The organism is Paenibacillus sp. MER TA 81-3, from assembly GCF_023713585.1.
GTDB classification, from domain to species: Bacteria; Bacillota; Bacilli; order Paenibacillales; family Paenibacillaceae; genus Paenibacillus_B; species Paenibacillus_B profundus.
On record NZ_JAMAWB010000032.1, the window covers coordinates 46,867 to 62,004 of the forward strand.

The 15,138-nt window shown below is 46.5% G+C and carries 16 protein-coding genes; 12 read left to right on the forward strand and 4 right to left on the reverse strand.

Features of this window, described 5'->3' with window-relative positions; translation table 11 throughout:
* The first annotated feature begins 781 nt into the window (after positions 1-781).
* Together M3650_RS29105 and M3650_RS29110 are read left to right on the forward strand one after the other, a co-directional pair.
* Positions 782-1,573, forward strand: coding sequence for a class I SAM-dependent methyltransferase (locus tag M3650_RS29105; protein ID WP_019424564.1), 792 nt, complete (start codon positions 782-784; stop codon positions 1,571-1,573).
* Between the two features lie 44 nt (positions 1,574-1,617).
* On the forward strand, positions 1,618-2,055 hold the full coding sequence (locus M3650_RS29110) for an ApeP family dehydratase (RefSeq protein ID WP_251579710.1): 438 nt from the start codon (positions 1,618-1,620) through the stop codon (positions 2,053-2,055).
* Positions 2,056-2,165: 110 nt separating this feature from the next.
* On the opposite strand, the gene M3650_RS29115 is transcribed toward M3650_RS29110, so the two are convergent.
* Positions 2,166-2,852 carry a M99 family carboxypeptidase catalytic domain-containing protein gene (locus tag M3650_RS29115; RefSeq protein WP_251579712.1) on the reverse strand — a complete coding sequence of 229 codons (687 nt, stop codon included), beginning with the start codon at positions 2,850-2,852 and terminating at the stop codon, positions 2,166-2,168.
* A 220-nt stretch (positions 2,853-3,072) separates the two neighbouring features.
* Here M3650_RS29115 and M3650_RS29120 point away from each other — a divergent pair, with 220 nt between their 5' ends.
* From M3650_RS29120 to M3650_RS29135, 4 genes are all read left to right on the forward strand, one after another.
* Positions 3,073-4,275 carry an MFS transporter gene (locus M3650_RS29120; protein WP_019424567.1) on the forward strand — a complete coding sequence of 401 codons (1,203 nt, stop codon included), beginning with the start codon at positions 3,073-3,075 and terminating at the stop codon, positions 4,273-4,275.
* A 35-nt stretch (positions 4,276-4,310) separates the two neighbouring features.
* On the forward strand, positions 4,311-4,820 hold the full coding sequence (locus M3650_RS29125; protein ID WP_251579714.1) for a MarR family winged helix-turn-helix transcriptional regulator: 510 nt from the start codon (positions 4,311-4,313) through the stop codon (positions 4,818-4,820).
* A 168-nt stretch (positions 4,821-4,988) separates the two neighbouring features.
* Positions 4,989-5,798, forward strand: a complete 810-nt coding sequence (locus M3650_RS29130; protein WP_251579716.1) for a hypothetical protein — start codon at positions 4,989-4,991, stop codon at positions 5,796-5,798.
* A 129-nt stretch (positions 5,799-5,927) separates the two neighbouring features.
* A complete protein-coding gene (locus M3650_RS29135) occupies positions 5,928-6,470 on the forward strand; it encodes a tetratricopeptide repeat protein (RefSeq protein WP_019424570.1) in 543 nt (180 codons plus the stop codon).
* 195 nt (positions 6,471-6,665) lie between these two features.
* Here M3650_RS29135 and M3650_RS29140 read toward each other — a convergent pair whose 3' ends face one another.
* Positions 6,666-7,055 carry a copper amine oxidase N-terminal domain-containing protein gene (locus M3650_RS29140; protein WP_251579718.1) on the reverse strand — a complete coding sequence of 130 codons (390 nt, stop codon included), beginning with the start codon at positions 7,053-7,055 and terminating at the stop codon, positions 6,666-6,668.
* A 48-nt stretch (positions 7,056-7,103) separates the two neighbouring features.
* A complete protein-coding gene (locus M3650_RS29145) occupies positions 7,104-7,406 on the reverse strand; it encodes a hypothetical protein (protein ID WP_251579720.1) in 303 nt (100 codons plus the stop codon).
* Positions 7,407-7,774: 368 nt separating this feature from the next.
* Here M3650_RS29145 and M3650_RS29150 point away from each other — a divergent pair, with 368 nt between their 5' ends.
* The 6 genes from M3650_RS29150 to M3650_RS29175 all read left to right on the forward strand — a co-directional run bounded on the left by M3650_RS29150 (position 7,775) and on the right by M3650_RS29175 (position 13,707).
* A complete protein-coding gene (locus tag M3650_RS29150; RefSeq protein WP_251579722.1) occupies positions 7,775-9,406 on the forward strand; it encodes an AraC family transcriptional regulator in 1,632 nt (543 codons plus the stop codon).
* A 148-nt stretch (positions 9,407-9,554) separates the two neighbouring features.
* Complete coding sequence (locus M3650_RS29155; protein WP_233697415.1) at positions 9,555-9,743, forward strand: hypothetical protein; 189 nt, start codon at positions 9,555-9,557, stop codon at positions 9,741-9,743.
* Positions 9,744-9,747: 4 nt separating this feature from the next.
* Complete coding sequence (locus M3650_RS29160) at positions 9,748-10,767, forward strand: ABC transporter substrate-binding protein (RefSeq protein WP_019424574.1); 1,020 nt, start codon at positions 9,748-9,750, stop codon at positions 10,765-10,767.
* Positions 10,768-10,777: 10 nt separating this feature from the next.
* Entirely contained in the window at positions 10,778-11,785 is a 1,008-nt protein-coding gene (locus M3650_RS29165; protein ID WP_251579724.1) for a FecCD family ABC transporter permease, read from the forward strand.
* 22 nt (positions 11,786-11,807) lie between these two features.
* Entirely contained in the window at positions 11,808-12,806 is a 999-nt protein-coding gene (locus M3650_RS29170) for a FecCD family ABC transporter permease (protein ID WP_251579733.1), read from the forward strand.
* A gap of 37 nt (positions 12,807-12,843) precedes the next feature.
* The gene (locus M3650_RS29175) at positions 12,844-13,707 is read left to right on the forward strand and encodes an alpha/beta hydrolase (RefSeq protein ID WP_251579726.1); all 864 of its coding nucleotides are present in this window, start codon (positions 12,844-12,846) and stop codon (positions 13,705-13,707) included.
* Between the two features lie 302 nt (positions 13,708-14,009).
* Here M3650_RS29175 and M3650_RS29180 read toward each other — a convergent pair whose 3' ends face one another.
* Complete coding sequence (locus M3650_RS29180; RefSeq protein ID WP_251579727.1) at positions 14,010-14,855, reverse strand: copper amine oxidase N-terminal domain-containing protein; 846 nt, start codon at positions 14,853-14,855, stop codon at positions 14,010-14,012.
* Between the last annotated feature and the right edge of the window lie 283 nt (positions 14,856-15,138).

Sequence of the window (15,138 nt, forward strand, 5' to 3'; positions counted from 1 at the left end):
ATGCAAGCGGTGATGAAAGAGGACCGCTTGCATTGTCATGCCATCGCGCAAATAAGATTTGTCCCGATACGTTACAGCTTGCCGAATGCGTAGAACCCGATAAGGAACATGGAGATTCCGGCAATGGCAATAAATATTTGAGCCAAGATCAGGCTGGTCTTCGCTAGCGACGGAGACGAAATTGAACAAACGATGTGCAATCAAGATGATGAGGGCAGCAACAGGGACTCGTCGATGGTTAGAGTGGCACCGATATGGAAGGGCGGAAGGATTAGGCGCCCCCCCCTTGTCTCATCCATTGGATCTTGTCCAATGAAACAGCGATGTATATCTCTTTACGGTCGGTTTCGTTGGAGTTCATCCAATGGTTTGACACGCTAACCGCACCAATGGCTGAATACAGCCAGATCCATTGGACAAATTACAGTCTACATGCCGTTGGGCCACCGAGTCCGTACATTTGACTGTATCTTTTCCAATGGCGCTTGCATCTACCGCGTCCGTGAACCATCTGCGTCGTCTCGTAAATCCGCATGTTCACTATGGGATGTGGCCGCAAGCTTCCTCCCAGAACAATTTGAACACAAATAGACAATTTGAGGTGATGTCCACGTGGAGCTAAGCTTTGAACGGCTAATATGTGGAATGCATGTTTTGACGTCCGTGTTGATTCGATATTAATTGTATTCTGCCGAACGAAGTAATGGTACAATGTTCACATAAAAGTAGTGGGGATTTACAACAATACGAGATACTAACACAACTGAGGCAGGGAATATTTATGCAGAAAGAACACAGCAGAATTAATGAAATGGCTTGGAACCAAAGTGCGTATGACGCTTGGGTTAACCGTTATGGCTCTCCGGCCGAGGCCGCAATCAAAATTAAGCAAAATCCTGAGGCAAGGCTGAAGACGTTTTATAAGCATACAGGAGATGTGAAAGGGAAGAAAATTGCCAATCTGCTAGGTTCTCATGGAAGCAAAGGAGTTGCCATGGCTTTGCTTGGCGCCGATGTCACGATCGTTGATATCGCGTCTGAAAATGAACGGTATGCGACTGAACTGGCACGGGAAGCAGGGGTGAGCATCGATTATGTTGTGTCCGATGTACTTGAACTGCCCGCATCCGTTCTGGCGGCGGATTACGATCTGGTCATTATGGAGTTCGGCATTTTGCATTATTTTGTTGATTTAAAGCCGCTGGCAGATATTATTGCCAGCTTGCTTAAGGTCGGAGGACGTTTGATTCTTCAAGATTTTCATCCGATTACGACGAAGCTGATCACGTCACGAGGCTCGACGGCCAAAGTACGCAAGCATAAAGTGACAGGCGACTATTTCGACAAGTCTCTGGAAGAGACAGAGGTTGCCTACGCGAAATTTATACCGGTACAAATGGCTGATCTGGAGAAGGTTCTGCATCGCAAATGGACGCTTGGGGAGATTGTTACCGGAATTGCGAGCAGTGGACTCGTTATCAAGCTGTTGGAGGAGGAGCCCAATATGTCCTCCGAAGTATATGATAAAGGCATTCCCAAATCCTTCACATTGGTTGCAGAAAAACTGCTGTAATGATGTAAAGGAATGAGTGCTGTACGAACGGAAGGGGGATAGACATGGACATAAACGAAATCACGAGCGTGCTGCCGCACAGGTATCCTTTTTTAATGGTCGACCGGGTGTCGGAGCTTGAGCCAGGCAAATGGGTGAAGGGATATAAGAACGTAACGCGCAATGAATGGTTTATGACCGAAGCTGAGCCTTATATGCCGGGCATGATGATCGTCGAAGCTCTTGCACAGCTGGGGGCATTCGCGACAATGGGAAGCGGGAGTGGACTTGGATTTCTCTCTTCGCTCAAAGGGGTGGAAATGACAGGACTGGCCCGACCTGGCGACCGAGTGCAACTCTATTACGAGGTCATTCGGCATAAGAAAGGATTTACGCTGGGCAGAGGACAGGCCTCTGTCGAGGGCAATGTGATTGTAAAGGTCGACGAATTGATGACTTATACCTCGCCTTCGGATACATCTGCTGCGCGGCCGGCACAATAACCGAAGGAGACGAGCTTGAGTAAGGGAGCTGTTCCGGCAGATCCCTTTTTGAGGTTGTTCAAAAGCTCCTTTTTAAACACGCATTTTTTGTATTTGTGCAGGCTGACGCTTTATTGTATCAAGCCGGCTCTTTTTAACAACTGGCGCAGGATGTTCTTCTGATACTTGACCCGGATGGGATGGGATAAGCTCCAGGATGTTTCTACGGTAATCGCTTTGGCTTGCAGTAAACGAGCGGCCGCTGTACGGCCCGACCCTGGCAGTTCACGCAGGCGAACGGTAAAATGTGTCGCTTGTCGCTCAATGGAACGATTGATTCGCTTCACGATTTGTCGGACTATCTTTACGGACGGACTGCGACGGTCTATCAGCAGAGATTGACCGAGAACTTTCGGGTTAAGCCGGGATAGTCCATTGGCTTCGTGCATGTCAATGTACCAGGCTGGACGGTATTGCGCTGCCAATCGAAACAAGTCCGCCGACAAGGGGTGGCGTGGTTTATCATGGGCTCTGCTCGGGAAGGTGCGATTCAGATCAGGAACCCCTCGAATTCGTTTTGTATAAGCTTGCTGATTGACAAGCGGAACGATAACCAATGTCCCTTTTTGCACATGAAGAAGTCCCTGCTGCAGCGAATGAACGAACTGCTTTGCCGCTTTTACGCTCGCGGTTTCATTCCCGTGAACACCAGCCGTCACCATGACAGTCGCTCCAATGGTCGGACCCTCCACAATGTAATAGGGGGTATGGAATTTCGTTCCTTTCGCCAATTCCCCTTTCATGATATCGATATGCATTCACCTCCACCCTCCATGTTACTTATTAAGGTACGAACCCGAATGCTTTCACGTAACGGGCAAACAACACGTCGAGGACGATCATTTCGTCTAGGATAGTCCTTTTAACAGCGACGAATGTGGATATACTTGAAAACTTGTAGATTGACTAAATCGTCATCGTGTGAAATACTATTAATGTTTCCAGGAAACAAAAATAGTATGGAAGGCGGTACACGCAATGGCATCACAATACAAAAAAGTTGCTTCGCCAGCATTTTTGCTCTATTTGGTTTGCACCAGTGCGTTTCTGGCATCGGTGACACAAAATATTTATTCCCCCATAGTGCCCTTATTAAGAGACTCGTTTCAGGTACCTTTTCATTTCATTACCTTTTCTGTTTCCATTTTCATGTTCGTACTCGCTATGATGCAAATCGTATACGGGCCGCTCATTGACGCCAAAGGCGGAAAAAGGGTGCTGATGCCCAGCATTTTTCTAAGCATGATTGGAGCATTGGGCTGTGCGTTAACGTCCAACTTCACGCTGTTTCTCGTATTCAGAGTCGTCCAGGCAGCTGGGATCGCAGCGATTCCGCTCGTAGCGTCAACGACGATAAGTGATCTATTCAATGGCACTGCCCGCGGGAATGCGATGAGCACGTACCAGACGATGCTCGCACTGGCCCCGGCTATCAGTCCGGTTGTGGGAGCGTTTATTGGAGAGCAGGCCGGTTATCGCGGAATTTTCCTGTTCCTAGTCATTATCTCTGTCATCCTATTCGTGATGAATCTGAAATATTTTCCCCAGAGGACAGAACATCGCACTGTACATGCTGCAGGGAGTTCATCCCACAGATATATGTCCGTTTTTAAAAATAAATGGGGTCAAGCCATTATGGCAATCGGATTTGTTCATTATTTCATTTACTTTGCCTTTCTCGTCAGCCTTCCTATCCTATTGACCGATTATTATCACTTGGGATTGGGACTGATCGGACTGCTATATTTGCCGACGGCGGTCAGTACCATGCTCGGAAGCAGGCTCTATAAGACGGTCCAGCAGAAGATGGAGCAGCGAAAATTGCTTTTTCTGGGCAGCTTGCTAACCGCAGGCTGTGTCGTTCTATTCGCGGTAACCATCTACGATTCGCTCGTCCTGCTAACCGTGTCCTCTATTCTTTACGGTGTGTGCTCGGGCCTAACTATGCCGACCCATACCACCCTATTGGCGAATGAGTTCGATGAGAATCGGGGAACCGCGATGGGCGTGTACAACTTGGTGCGCTATATGGGGATGGCGGCTGGCCCTATGGTGAGCAGTGTATTATTATTAACATTAAACAACCTTTGGCTTTTCGTCCTGTTCGGAGTCAGCTTTGCCATCATCGTCATCGTGTTGGCGATTCGGGTGTACGGTAAAGTTGATGTATCACCAAGCTAGCGCTGAGGACATTGGAAAGGAGATATTGATTGTACATGGAAGAGCGGAACATGCTAAAGAACAAAGTGTATGCCAACCTCGTCGATTATTTGCACACGAGAGACAAAAGCGCGGAATTCAGACGGGAAAAGGCGCTTGCCATCATTGAAGAACAGAACGATGCGGATAAAAAAGCGGTTTGTCTGCATTTGGATAAATTAACATTGACCCAACTCCACGTGCTGCATGAAATTGGAGAGCGCCCGGACTCGAACGTGACCTTTATCTCCAATCAAATCAACGTAACCAAAGGCGGCGTCTCGAAAGCCGTTGCCAAGCTTATTGCCTGGGAACTCATTCAAGAGCATTATCGTGCGGACAACAAGAAGGAAATCTATTATCGACTGACGGAAGAGGGGGAGAAGCTGGCATTCGTTCATGCGAGGCTGCATCAGCAGCTGGAGAACAAACATGAGGAACTGTTGGAGCGTTATTCGGAAGAAGAGTTGAAGGTAATCGCAAGCTTTCTGAAAGAGTTAACTGAACTTAACACTTCGTCACTCTAAGGTAAAGTTTATCATGACCACACTTGCTGCCCGCTGCGAAGCGGGCTTTTTGCTTGAATCTGAACTATTATAGCTTCAATAATTTTAATTTTAACCGATTAATACAATATAACACATTTGAAAAGTAATACAGTTCCTGGAAAATTCAATTGATGCGGGGGAGTATGCATGGGTGTTTTTGATGTTCTCAAAAGTAAGGATGGGAGAGAGCTTCCGTTCGATCCTGCAGTGTTAAGCAGAGAATATTCAATCGATATTCAAGAAGTGGTACACAGTATGCTAGATTACGATGAAAAAAGGGATGCAGATGAAGCCGTGTATCGTATCTTGAACACAGAAGAAATCATTGAATTAAGGGGCATCTTCGAAGAACTTGAATGCCATCAAAGTATTTGTCCATTGTTAACGGATGATCAGTCGAACTACATTGGCGTATACTACACCGGGCCACTAGAGGGGAAAGTATGTTTTTTGAACCATGAAGAAACGAATTTATCCCCTGGATTCCGGAGCATGGAGCGGTTCATCACGAAAATATTGCAAGACCCTGCCGCGGAGTGGGATGAATTGCAGCACGACTACCCTGCCTTAACCGATCACGATGATGAAAGCCAACAGGATATTAAAGTGATTGCCGATCTAGATAACCTTATTATGCAAGAGAACTTGGATGAGGACGCCAAGCAGCAGTTGATCTTTTCTAAGCTGGCGATCATGCCTTGCTCAAGAATGGAACATATTTGTGAATATTTGTTAGCGGATGATATGTACGTGCAAGAAAAGGCAATCGAGATGATTCGAAAGCGGAAATATACGCCGGCTGCCGGTCACTTGTTCGAGGTTGCCAAAAACGGCATGCATAATGGCAAGGTTTCTGCGATATTGGCGTTAAAAGAATTCAAAACAGCAGAAAGCAAACAATTATTGAAAGAACTGAAAACGGTGCTGCCTGCCAGCTATATGATGTACATGAACTAATTAGACTCCATCTTTTGAAATTGACAATATGGCTGGCACATGAGGTATAACCTATTATTGCGTTATCGATAAATGACTTTGGCTCGATTGAGTACCGTACAGCACATTGGGACAGAGGAGATGGAATGGATGAACTTTGATGCTGATTTCGAAGAGTGCCATCATGTCAATAACATGGAAAGCAAAATCAATGATTATTTTGCGGTTCCTCATTTGAGCTTGGAACAACAAGATAGAATAGCCTGTGCCGATGCTCGTCTTAGGGAAAAAAATTATCCTAAAGCAATAGAAACGCTTTGGAACATGTACGAAGCTTTACATAGAAGAGAACAAAGCAGCACTGTCGGCCGATATGTCTTAATCCGAATTGCACACATTAACATTTATAATGAGGATTATATCGCGGCAAGAGATAATTTATCTTTTATCATGCAGTTCCCCAACACAATCGGCAATCCGCTGCTGCATTTAAGGCTTGGGCAAGTACAAGACAAGCTGGGGAATGAGAAACGTGCGGTAGATGAGTTAGCAAGAGCATTTATTATGGATGGAAAAAGAGTGTTCGATCTTGAAGATCGAAGACTGCTTGAAATCCCTTTAAGAGCGCTTAATGAGCCGATGGATAGTGACTGGAATCATTATGAGGGCCAAGACTGGGAAGTGACAAAATAATGAGCGTGCAGCGAGTGTCGGGAGCTAATGGTCGTTATCGGCTCGTTATTCCGCATTGCGCACAGGCGTTTAGGTGTGATGGAACAGTTTTGCAATGCTCTTCACCTCACTTACTGATGTGCTAAAAAGTATAATCTGATGCGGACACGTAGACGAAATTGACGTTCACACTTGCATACGATTCCTTCTTGTCCGTCACGGTCGGATTCCGAACCGCCGTAATCTGCTGTGGACGATACGTAAAGCTGCGAGCCCATTTGGTCTCATTATTAAATAACGGCTTGATGGCTCGTTATGGGCGTTATATTGCTTCACATATTCGTTCAGAAGCTGCAGCATGTCGTGTACGTCCGCATCGTTCGTGTGTTTGTCTGGCTTAAGCAGTACCGTCGGCAAGCTCAAGTTCACGACACGGTTCTCGGCTATCCATTCCGCCTTCACGCCAAGATGGGCCGTCAGCGTCTCAAGCGGAACATAGACGGTGCCTTGGAGAAGAAGCGGCGCGATTTCCGTCTTCTCCGAAGACCAACGTGTCTGTATTGTACAGCATGATGCGAATGTCCGGTTTATCTTTTTGTTCCACACTCATACGCAATTGAAAAGATTGACGATGCGAATCGCTTTCTTCTTCCGTCAACGTGTACGGAGTACCTTCGACTGTAAGGTGTTTATGAAAGCAGCGATAGCGGCAAGGGCCTCTCGGTCCTCCGAACGGCTATTGTAAAGCGGGCTATACAGTGAATCGGCCCGAGCCTTGTTGACTTTTTGGATATCCTTCGCTGTTATGCCGGCCTTTGCTTTACTTGTATCCGATTTTTCTGATCCTGCCGTGATACCGTCCGCTGGGTTGTTCATAGGAGCGGCGTATGCGGATGGCATACCGCCAAGCAGCAGAGCCGCCAAGGTGACAGCCGTTGTCCATTTCGATTGTTTCACAAATTTTCACTCTCCTTTGTATGTCATACTACTCTAAATAAAAACGAAGATCTAACTATAAAAGTTACAAATACTGTTGAAAAACGAAAAACTTACATTCCAATGCAAAGGGGGTTGTGAAGAGCCGATTCGTAACTACTCGAAGCGGAACGTTTGGATGACCCTGACACTATCCATGCCTCTTTGGTCGTTTCTTAGCCCTCTTTTTCTCTTAATAGAGTGAATACGCGGAAAAGTGTGCGTACATGGATCGGCCTCGCAGTGAGGCGGGTCTATTTTTTTGCACCTTGAATTCATTTGACCGCAGTTCATGCATTATGCTAATTTAATATAGTGATAATGATTATCATTTTCGAATTTAGATAGGGGTGTCCATTTTGCAACATCCACGCTTAAGTCCAGAACAGACACATACATTTCTGGACAATCTATGGTTCAAGCTGCAGAGCGTCGAATTAGCGCGTGTCGGCCAGATGGAGCAGCAGCTCATTGAGTCGCATGTCCTGTTTATAGTAAAGAATGGCGAGGGCCGATTGACGTTGGATTTTCAGGATTACCGTTTGAGGCAGGATGCCGTCCATTTCGCTGTGCCCGGGCAAACCGTCGGCGTATCCGCAACGGCCGGGGAAGGAGTGGAGATGTATGTCGTCAAGTTCGATATATATCACGATTCGAATTCGGCCGAGGCGTTCCCGCTGCAAGGAGAACTGCTGGTTCATTCCGCTGCTGAGATGATTATTTTATGTGAATTGCTGCATAACTGTTGTCGCAGCGAAGAAGCGCTGGAACGATTCCGCGGGCAGTCTGCCTTTCAGGAATTACTGTATTGTTCGATGAAAAATATCCAGCTTCAACCGGAATCTGACCCTCGTGCGGCGCTGGATCGCACCAAGGCCTATATCGAGAGCCACTATAATGAAAGCCTGACGATTGAGCAGTTGGCTCGCATAGCGGAGGTTAGCCCCAAGTATTATGTTGACTTATTCAAAAAGACCTATGGCAAGAGCGCAATCGACTATATTACGGAAGTGAGGCTCAACTGTGCAAAGCACATTATGGCCCAATCGGACGCCCGGCTGCGTGACATTGCTCATCAAGTGGGATATAACGACGAGTTTTATTTTAGCCGCAAGTTCAAGCAAGTAGTAGGGGTATCGCCTACCATCTATATGAAAAACCGCCGCCGTAAAATCGTAGCTTATACTGCTTCCATACTCGGGCAATTGCTGGCGCTCAAGATGATTCCATATGCCGCTCCGCTGCACCCGAAATGGACGGCATATTATCACAAAACGTATCGGACTGATATTCCCGTGCACCTGAGCGCCTACCGGTTTAATCAGGATTGGGAATCCAATCTTGAAGCGCTTCATCTTGCTCAGCCGGACATCGTGATTTGCGACAAGGATCATTTGCACTCAAGCGAGAAGGAACAGCTGGAAAACATTGCGCCTGTATTTTATGTTCCATGGAAGGAACAAGATTGGCGGGAGCAACTGAAGTCGACGGCTCAATTTTTGGGAGTTTCGCAAGAAGCGGATTCTTGGCTGCTCAACTATGAGCAGAAGGTGAAGTGCGCCCGGGAGCGGCTGAATCGGGAATTGCAGGACGATACCATTCTCGTTATGAGCATTTATAAGGAACATTATCATGTCTGTCCGGCTCGGGGAATGAATGATGTGCTATACCATGATCTGCAGTTGAATATGGTGCCCGGCGTCGAGCCCGCTCCTTGCAAACAAGCTATAACATTGGATCAAGTGGCGGAGCTGGATGCGGATCGGATCTTGCTGAACGTATGTCAAGAGCCGGATTCATTAAGCCATTGGCAGTCGTTGCAAACCTCCCGGCAGTGGCGGGATTTGAAAGCAGTCCGCAGGAATCATATCTATTTAATCTCCTCCGATCCATGGCGGGAATATTCCGCCTACGCCTGTGAACGAATGGTGGATGACTTGTTGAAGCAACTAAGTGAGAATGTTCAGACAGTCTCCTCCTAATCGTGTGCCATATGGAAATCGTCCAAAATGATTCTGGATATTGTCCATGTTCGATTGTGGGAGGCGTGGTTTATAATCTTAATGAGAATTGTTATCAGTATAGTGATAATCGTTTTCAGCAAAAGCCGGATTTAATCATTTGGGAGGTATGCCGTGGCACTTGTTCGATGAATGGGGAGGGCAGCATCTATACATAGCTCAGAGGAGTGTCCCGGGTGCGGGGCGCATCTTCAAGGTGAAGCCGGTACAGACCAAGATGAACGGCTGCATTATGCACACATTTACCGGAAGCTCTCAGAATGAAGCTTCCCATTATATGACGATGGAGAGGGAATAGTAGAATGAAAAAGAAAGTATGGGCATTAGGATTAGCATTAGTGATGGTGTTTGCGTTATCGGCTTGCGGAGCCAAAGAGGAAGCCAAGCCGGCAAATGCCGGGGCGGAGAGCGCGCAAACGGAAAACGCGTCTCAAGGCAGCACGGGCGAAAGTGCGTCGAGCGCCCAATCGGAATCAAGAACCATTACTTATTTGGACAAAGAATACACAGTGCCAACGAAAGTAGAGAAAATCGTCATCACCGGATCGGTGGAATCGATGGAAGATGCGCTGGTGCTTGACGTAAAACCTGTTGGGGCTATGACTACTGGTGGCCAATTCGCGCCGATGTTCGCCAAGATTACCGAAGGTGCGGAAGGAATCGGGGAGAAGTCTCAGCCAAATATTGAAACCATCTTGAAGCTGAAGCCGGATGTCATTCTGGCAAGCACGAAATTCCCTGCCGAAGCCCTGGAGAAATTGAACAAAGTCACGACAACCATTCCGGTATCGCATATTGCGACCGACTGGGAAGCCAACCTGAACTTGCTGGCCGAGCTTACAGACAAGCAGGAGCAAGCCAAGCAAGCGTTGCAAAAGTACAATGACGAGACTGCGGCCTTGAAGGAAAAAATCGGGCCTATCATTAAAGATAAAAATGTTCTGACGCTCAGAGTCCGAGCTGGCAGCATGTTTATCTATCCTGAAGATGTGTTCTTCAACCCGTCGGTATATGCGGATCTGGGAGCAACGGTACCGGAAGAAGTGAAGCAAGCGAAGGCTCAACAAAACATTTCTATAGAAAAGCTGTCCGAGATTAACCCGGATTACCTGTTCGTTCAGTTCTCGGAAACTGAAAATAAAGATACGCCCAAGGTGCTGGAAGATTTGCAAAACAATCCGATCTGGAAAAGCATCAATGCAGTGAAAAATGACAACTTATTTGTCAATCTGGTCGATCCGACTGCTCAAGGCGGCACAGCTTACAGCAAAATTGCTTTCTTGGAAGCCGTTAAAAACAGCAAACTAGTTCAAGCAAAGTGAGTAGAGGGATATGCGATCAAGGATTTCCGCTTCTGCCCTAATCCTATGGAGTTCACCGTTTCTTATTGTGCTTACAATCCTCTTGTCGGTTTTATATGGAGCCAAGAACATCGAGGCTAGCACCATTCGCGACGCGTTGTTCCATTTCGATCCGGGCAATGTGAATCATCAGATTATTATGCATTCTAGATTCCCGAGGGCAGTCGGAGCTCTGTTAATCGGAGCTTTCCTGGCCATTTCGGGAGCGCTTATGCAGGGGATGACAAGAAATTATCTTGCATCCCCTTCTATTATGGGAGTAACCGACGGTTCGGCTTTTGCCATTACTCTTTGCATGGTTTTTATGCCGAATTCTTCGTCGATGGACATGATCATGTTCTCCTTCATGGGTTCAGCGCTTAGCATCGTTATCGTCTTTGGCTTGGCCACCTTGCTTCCCGGAGGGCTCTCTCCAGTTCGGATGGCTATATTAGGGACGATTATCGGCACATTTTTGAGCAGCGTTTCCGCTGCTTTATCAACCTATTTTCAAGTATCGCAAAATATCAGCTTTTGGTTTAATGCGAGGCTGCATCAGTTGGACCCAGGACTTATCAAGCTGGCGCTTCCCTTTGCAGTGGTTGGCATCCTGATGGCAATCTGGATTTCAAAATCAATCTCGGTTCTTTCTCTTGGTGAAGAGGTTGCTGTAAACCTGGGACAAAAAACGAAGCTGATCAAGTTTATGGCTACATTGAGCGTTGTCATTTTAACGGGCATTTCGGTAGCGCTCGCAGGCAAGATCGGCTTTGTGGGACTTATTGTTCCTCACATTGCGCGCTTCTTGACAGGTGTCGATTATAAAAAGATTATTCCTTGTGCCGGAGTGATTGGAGGAATATTCCTCGGCTTGTGCGACGTGCTCAGCAGGTTCGTCAATTATCCGTTTGAGATGCCGATTGGTGTCGTCACTTCCATCCTTGGCGTTCCCTTCTTTCTCTATTTAATCCGGACGAGGGGAGGCGGGAAGCGTGAATAAAATATCTAGAAGCCGCTACGCCATGGTATTGGTCGTCGGTATAGCCATTATTTTTATTACGATGTATTTGAGTCTGACGAACGGCGCCTTTGACATTAAGGTCATGGATGTCATTCGCACGTTATTGCGCATTGACCCGCAGCCTGATCAGGATCTGGTCATTCTGGAGTTCCGTCTGCCGCGGATCGTCATTGCCTTGCTCGTCGGCATGGGGTTGGGAATTGCAGGTGCGGTCATTCAGAGCATTACGAGAAACGGGTTGGCCGATCCGGGGATTTTGGGGATTAACTCAGGGGCCAGTGCGGCCATGGTTATCTTTCTGTTTTTCTTTCAAGGACAGATTAAGGGAGATGGTTTAGCGTCCATTTTTGCGATGCCGCTGTTCGGCTTAATGGGTGGGCTTCTCGCAGCCATGCTTATCTATCTGTTCTCTTGGAAGGATGGAAGGCTGGAATCGCAGCGTCTCTTGTTGACCGGTATTGCGATAGGAGCAGGATTAGGAGCTGTTTCGCTCTATCTGACTTTGAAAATGAATTCCAGCGATTTTGAGATGGCGGTAGTATGGAACTCGGGCAGCATTTACAATGCCAATTGGAAATATATTTTGTCTATTGTTCCGTGGCTCGTCTTTCTTATTCCTGTCATCGTGAGAAAGTCTTATATTCTGGATTTGTTTCATCTGGATGAAGATAGTGTCATTAGCGTAGGCGTAGCCTCGGAAAAAGAAAAAGCGGTGCTCTTATTATGCAGCATCGGCATTGTGAGCGCCTGTGTATCCGTTTCGGGAGGCATCGGATTCATCGGCCTGATGGCCCCTCACATCGCGAAGCGCCTTGTCGGCAACGCGCATCGGCGCATCATTCCGGTTTGCGGTATCGTCGGGGCTGTGCTGGTACTGGTCTCTGACTTTATTGGCAAGACGGTCTTCGCGCCAGCGGAATTGCCCGTAGGCATCGTTATTGCCATTATCGGGGTTCCTTATTTCATATTTTTACTGTACAGAAAAAAGGGCCGAAACTAAAAGCGCAATGGATAGAAGCAGGGAGGAATGAGAGAGAATGGCTAATCAGGATAACATCCAGACCGCTTCGGCTGTCAATGAAGCCGCCGCCAGCACGGTCACCATACCGCGGACGGAACAATGGGATATGCGTTCACGCGGGGGCAACCGCGACTATCGGATATTCGTGGCCAAGCCCAGCGAGGCATCGCCGTCTGCGGGATACCCGGTCATCTACGTGCTGGATGCCAACTCCGTATTCGGTACGATGGTGGAGGCGGTCCGTGTGCAGTCACGCGCTTCCGAGAAGACAGGGGTGCAGCCGGCGATTGTCGTCGGAATTGGATACCAGACGGAGGCGCCGTTCGATCCGTCCCGCTTCCACGACTTTACTTTGCCAACCCGAGTTGAAGAGCTGCCCTTCAGCCCGAAGGACAGCGTCGTGGCGAACATGGGCGGAGCGGACGCGTTCTTGGAATTTATCGAAGCGGAGCTGAAGCCTGAGATTGAACGCAAGTATGCGATCGATAAGAGCAGACAAACGATCTTTGGTCACTCTTTGGGCGGGTTGTTTGCGCTGCAAGTGTTTTTGACGAAGCCGCACACGTTCCAGACGTATGTTGCAGGGAGTCCTTCCATACATTGGAACAAGTCGTTTCTGCTTGAAGCGGAGCGTCAATTCGTATCGCGTGTTAAGCAGGACAACAACATCAGCGTCAACATCATGATAGCGGCGGGGGAAGACGAGAAATTACACTGGAGCTGCATGAATGAAAACGCGCGGGAGCTTGCGGAACGTCTGTCTGCTCTCGCAAGCCATGGCGTGCGCACAGAGTTCAAAGAGTTCGAGGGAGAAGGCCACATATCGGTGCTGCCGGCCTTGATTAGCCGCGCCGTGCGGTTTGCCTCGAGATCTTCATAAAGTGTTTCACTCTCTATACAAAATTGAGAGAGATAGATTTACAAATTAATTGGATGTCCGCTAGGGCACTAACCTCTTATTTTTATCAAAAGATAGAAGAGGTCCAATATAGTCAATAATTATAAGTGATTAGATATAATGTTAGACATTTTATTAGTAAAAAATAAGAATGGATAGAGCTTTCAGAATACATCTGAATCTCTATCCATTTTTTTGTTCATTTACAATTACATTATGAGTTTGTAAAAAGTATTAGTTATTATTACTGATTGAGCTATCGTTTCCCGTTAGTGCGATAACAATTAAACAACGTTATTACTGATCACCTTCAGAAATCCGTTCTTTTCGGCCGTATCTATCATCTGACGAATGGACTCTCCTGCGGCATTGCTAAACATATACCACTGGTCTTCGGAAGCGTCATAAATCAATACCTCTGGATATCCTGATAGCAATTCATCTGGAAATGCAGTAACTAAACTATAGATATCATATTGTTTTGCGCTATTTCCCTTTTCGTCCAAAAAATCATACTGTCCATTTTTATAATAAGAGCCAGGTGTATCAATATTAACCATCCAAGAGTAGCTGTCAGGAGCTTTTACCTTTGTACCCTTGTTTTTTGAAATAATATGATAAATGGCTTCATTATACGCATTCCCATTTATTTGTTGGACTACGCCGCCCATCGTCATATGGTATTCATATTGCAATGCTTTTATTTTTACACCATCAATGACCAATGGGGCGGTGTCTACAGTTACTGTAGAGTTGCTGTAATCGACTTTACATCCAAACGTCTCTGCGATAAAACGAAGTGGTACGATGACACGATTATTTTTTACATATGGTTTTACATCAAGAGTTATCTTTTCGCCGTTCTTCTTCGCTGAAGTGCTGTTCGGAGTTAAAATTACTTTCATATTGTCTTTCGTAAGAGTAACTTCGGAATTCGACCAATTGACAGTAGCCCCCAAATTTTCGCTAATAACACGTAGGGGTACCATTGTGCGATTGTTCTTAAATTCGGGTTTCACATCAGATACGACAGAAATACCATCAACTTTTATTTGAGTATCTGCTGCATAAGTAGTAGATGCACTACATAAGAGAATGGCAAGAAAAGCACCAAAGATAACTTTTTTCAAAATTTTTATCTCCTTTCTTGGATAAATTGGTATGTAATTTTATACACCAAAACGCATTGAAAGTTTCGAGGATCAATCTGTCTTTGTTTCCACTGCGCTATCCTGCCCGTTAGCTTACTCTCAACTAAACTGTTCAAAAATACTTGCAGTCCATTTGGAGGCCACTGAAAAAGTCCCTTAGTCCTGAAAGAGACAATTCTTCATTTTTTTGAAGAGTCTGTCTCTTTTTTTCGGTATAATCAAAGTATCTCATCAAAGGCTGGTGATCTCTGTGCTCCCGAAG

Coding starts and splice junctions, on each gene's coding strand:
- M3650_RS29105 (WP_019424564.1), top strand. CDS start 782: ATGCAGAAAGAACACAGCAGAATTAATGAAATGGCTTGGAACCAAAGT.
- M3650_RS29110 (WP_251579710.1), top strand. CDS start 1,618: ATGGACATAAACGAAATCACGAGCGTGCTGCCGCACAGGTATCCTTTT.
- M3650_RS29115 (WP_251579712.1), bottom strand. CDS start 2,852: ATGCATATCGATATCATGAAAGGGGAATTGGCGAAAGGAACGAAATTC.
- M3650_RS29120 (WP_019424567.1), top strand. CDS start 3,073: ATGGCATCACAATACAAAAAAGTTGCTTCGCCAGCATTTTTGCTCTAT.
- M3650_RS29125 (WP_251579714.1), top strand. CDS start 4,311: ATGGAAGAGCGGAACATGCTAAAGAACAAAGTGTATGCCAACCTCGTC.
- M3650_RS29130 (WP_251579716.1), top strand. CDS start 4,989: ATGGGTGTTTTTGATGTTCTCAAAAGTAAGGATGGGAGAGAGCTTCCG.
- M3650_RS29135 (WP_019424570.1), top strand. CDS start 5,928: ATGAACTTTGATGCTGATTTCGAAGAGTGCCATCATGTCAATAACATG.
- M3650_RS29155 (WP_233697415.1), top strand. CDS start 9,555: ATGCCGTGGCACTTGTTCGATGAATGGGGAGGGCAGCATCTATACATA.
- M3650_RS29160 (WP_019424574.1), top strand. CDS start 9,748: ATGAAAAAGAAAGTATGGGCATTAGGATTAGCATTAGTGATGGTGTTT.
- M3650_RS29165 (WP_251579724.1), top strand. CDS start 10,778: ATGCGATCAAGGATTTCCGCTTCTGCCCTAATCCTATGGAGTTCACCG.
- M3650_RS29170 (WP_251579733.1), top strand. CDS start 11,808: ATGGTATTGGTCGTCGGTATAGCCATTATTTTTATTACGATGTATTTG.
- M3650_RS29175 (WP_251579726.1), top strand. CDS start 12,844: ATGGCTAATCAGGATAACATCCAGACCGCTTCGGCTGTCAATGAAGCC.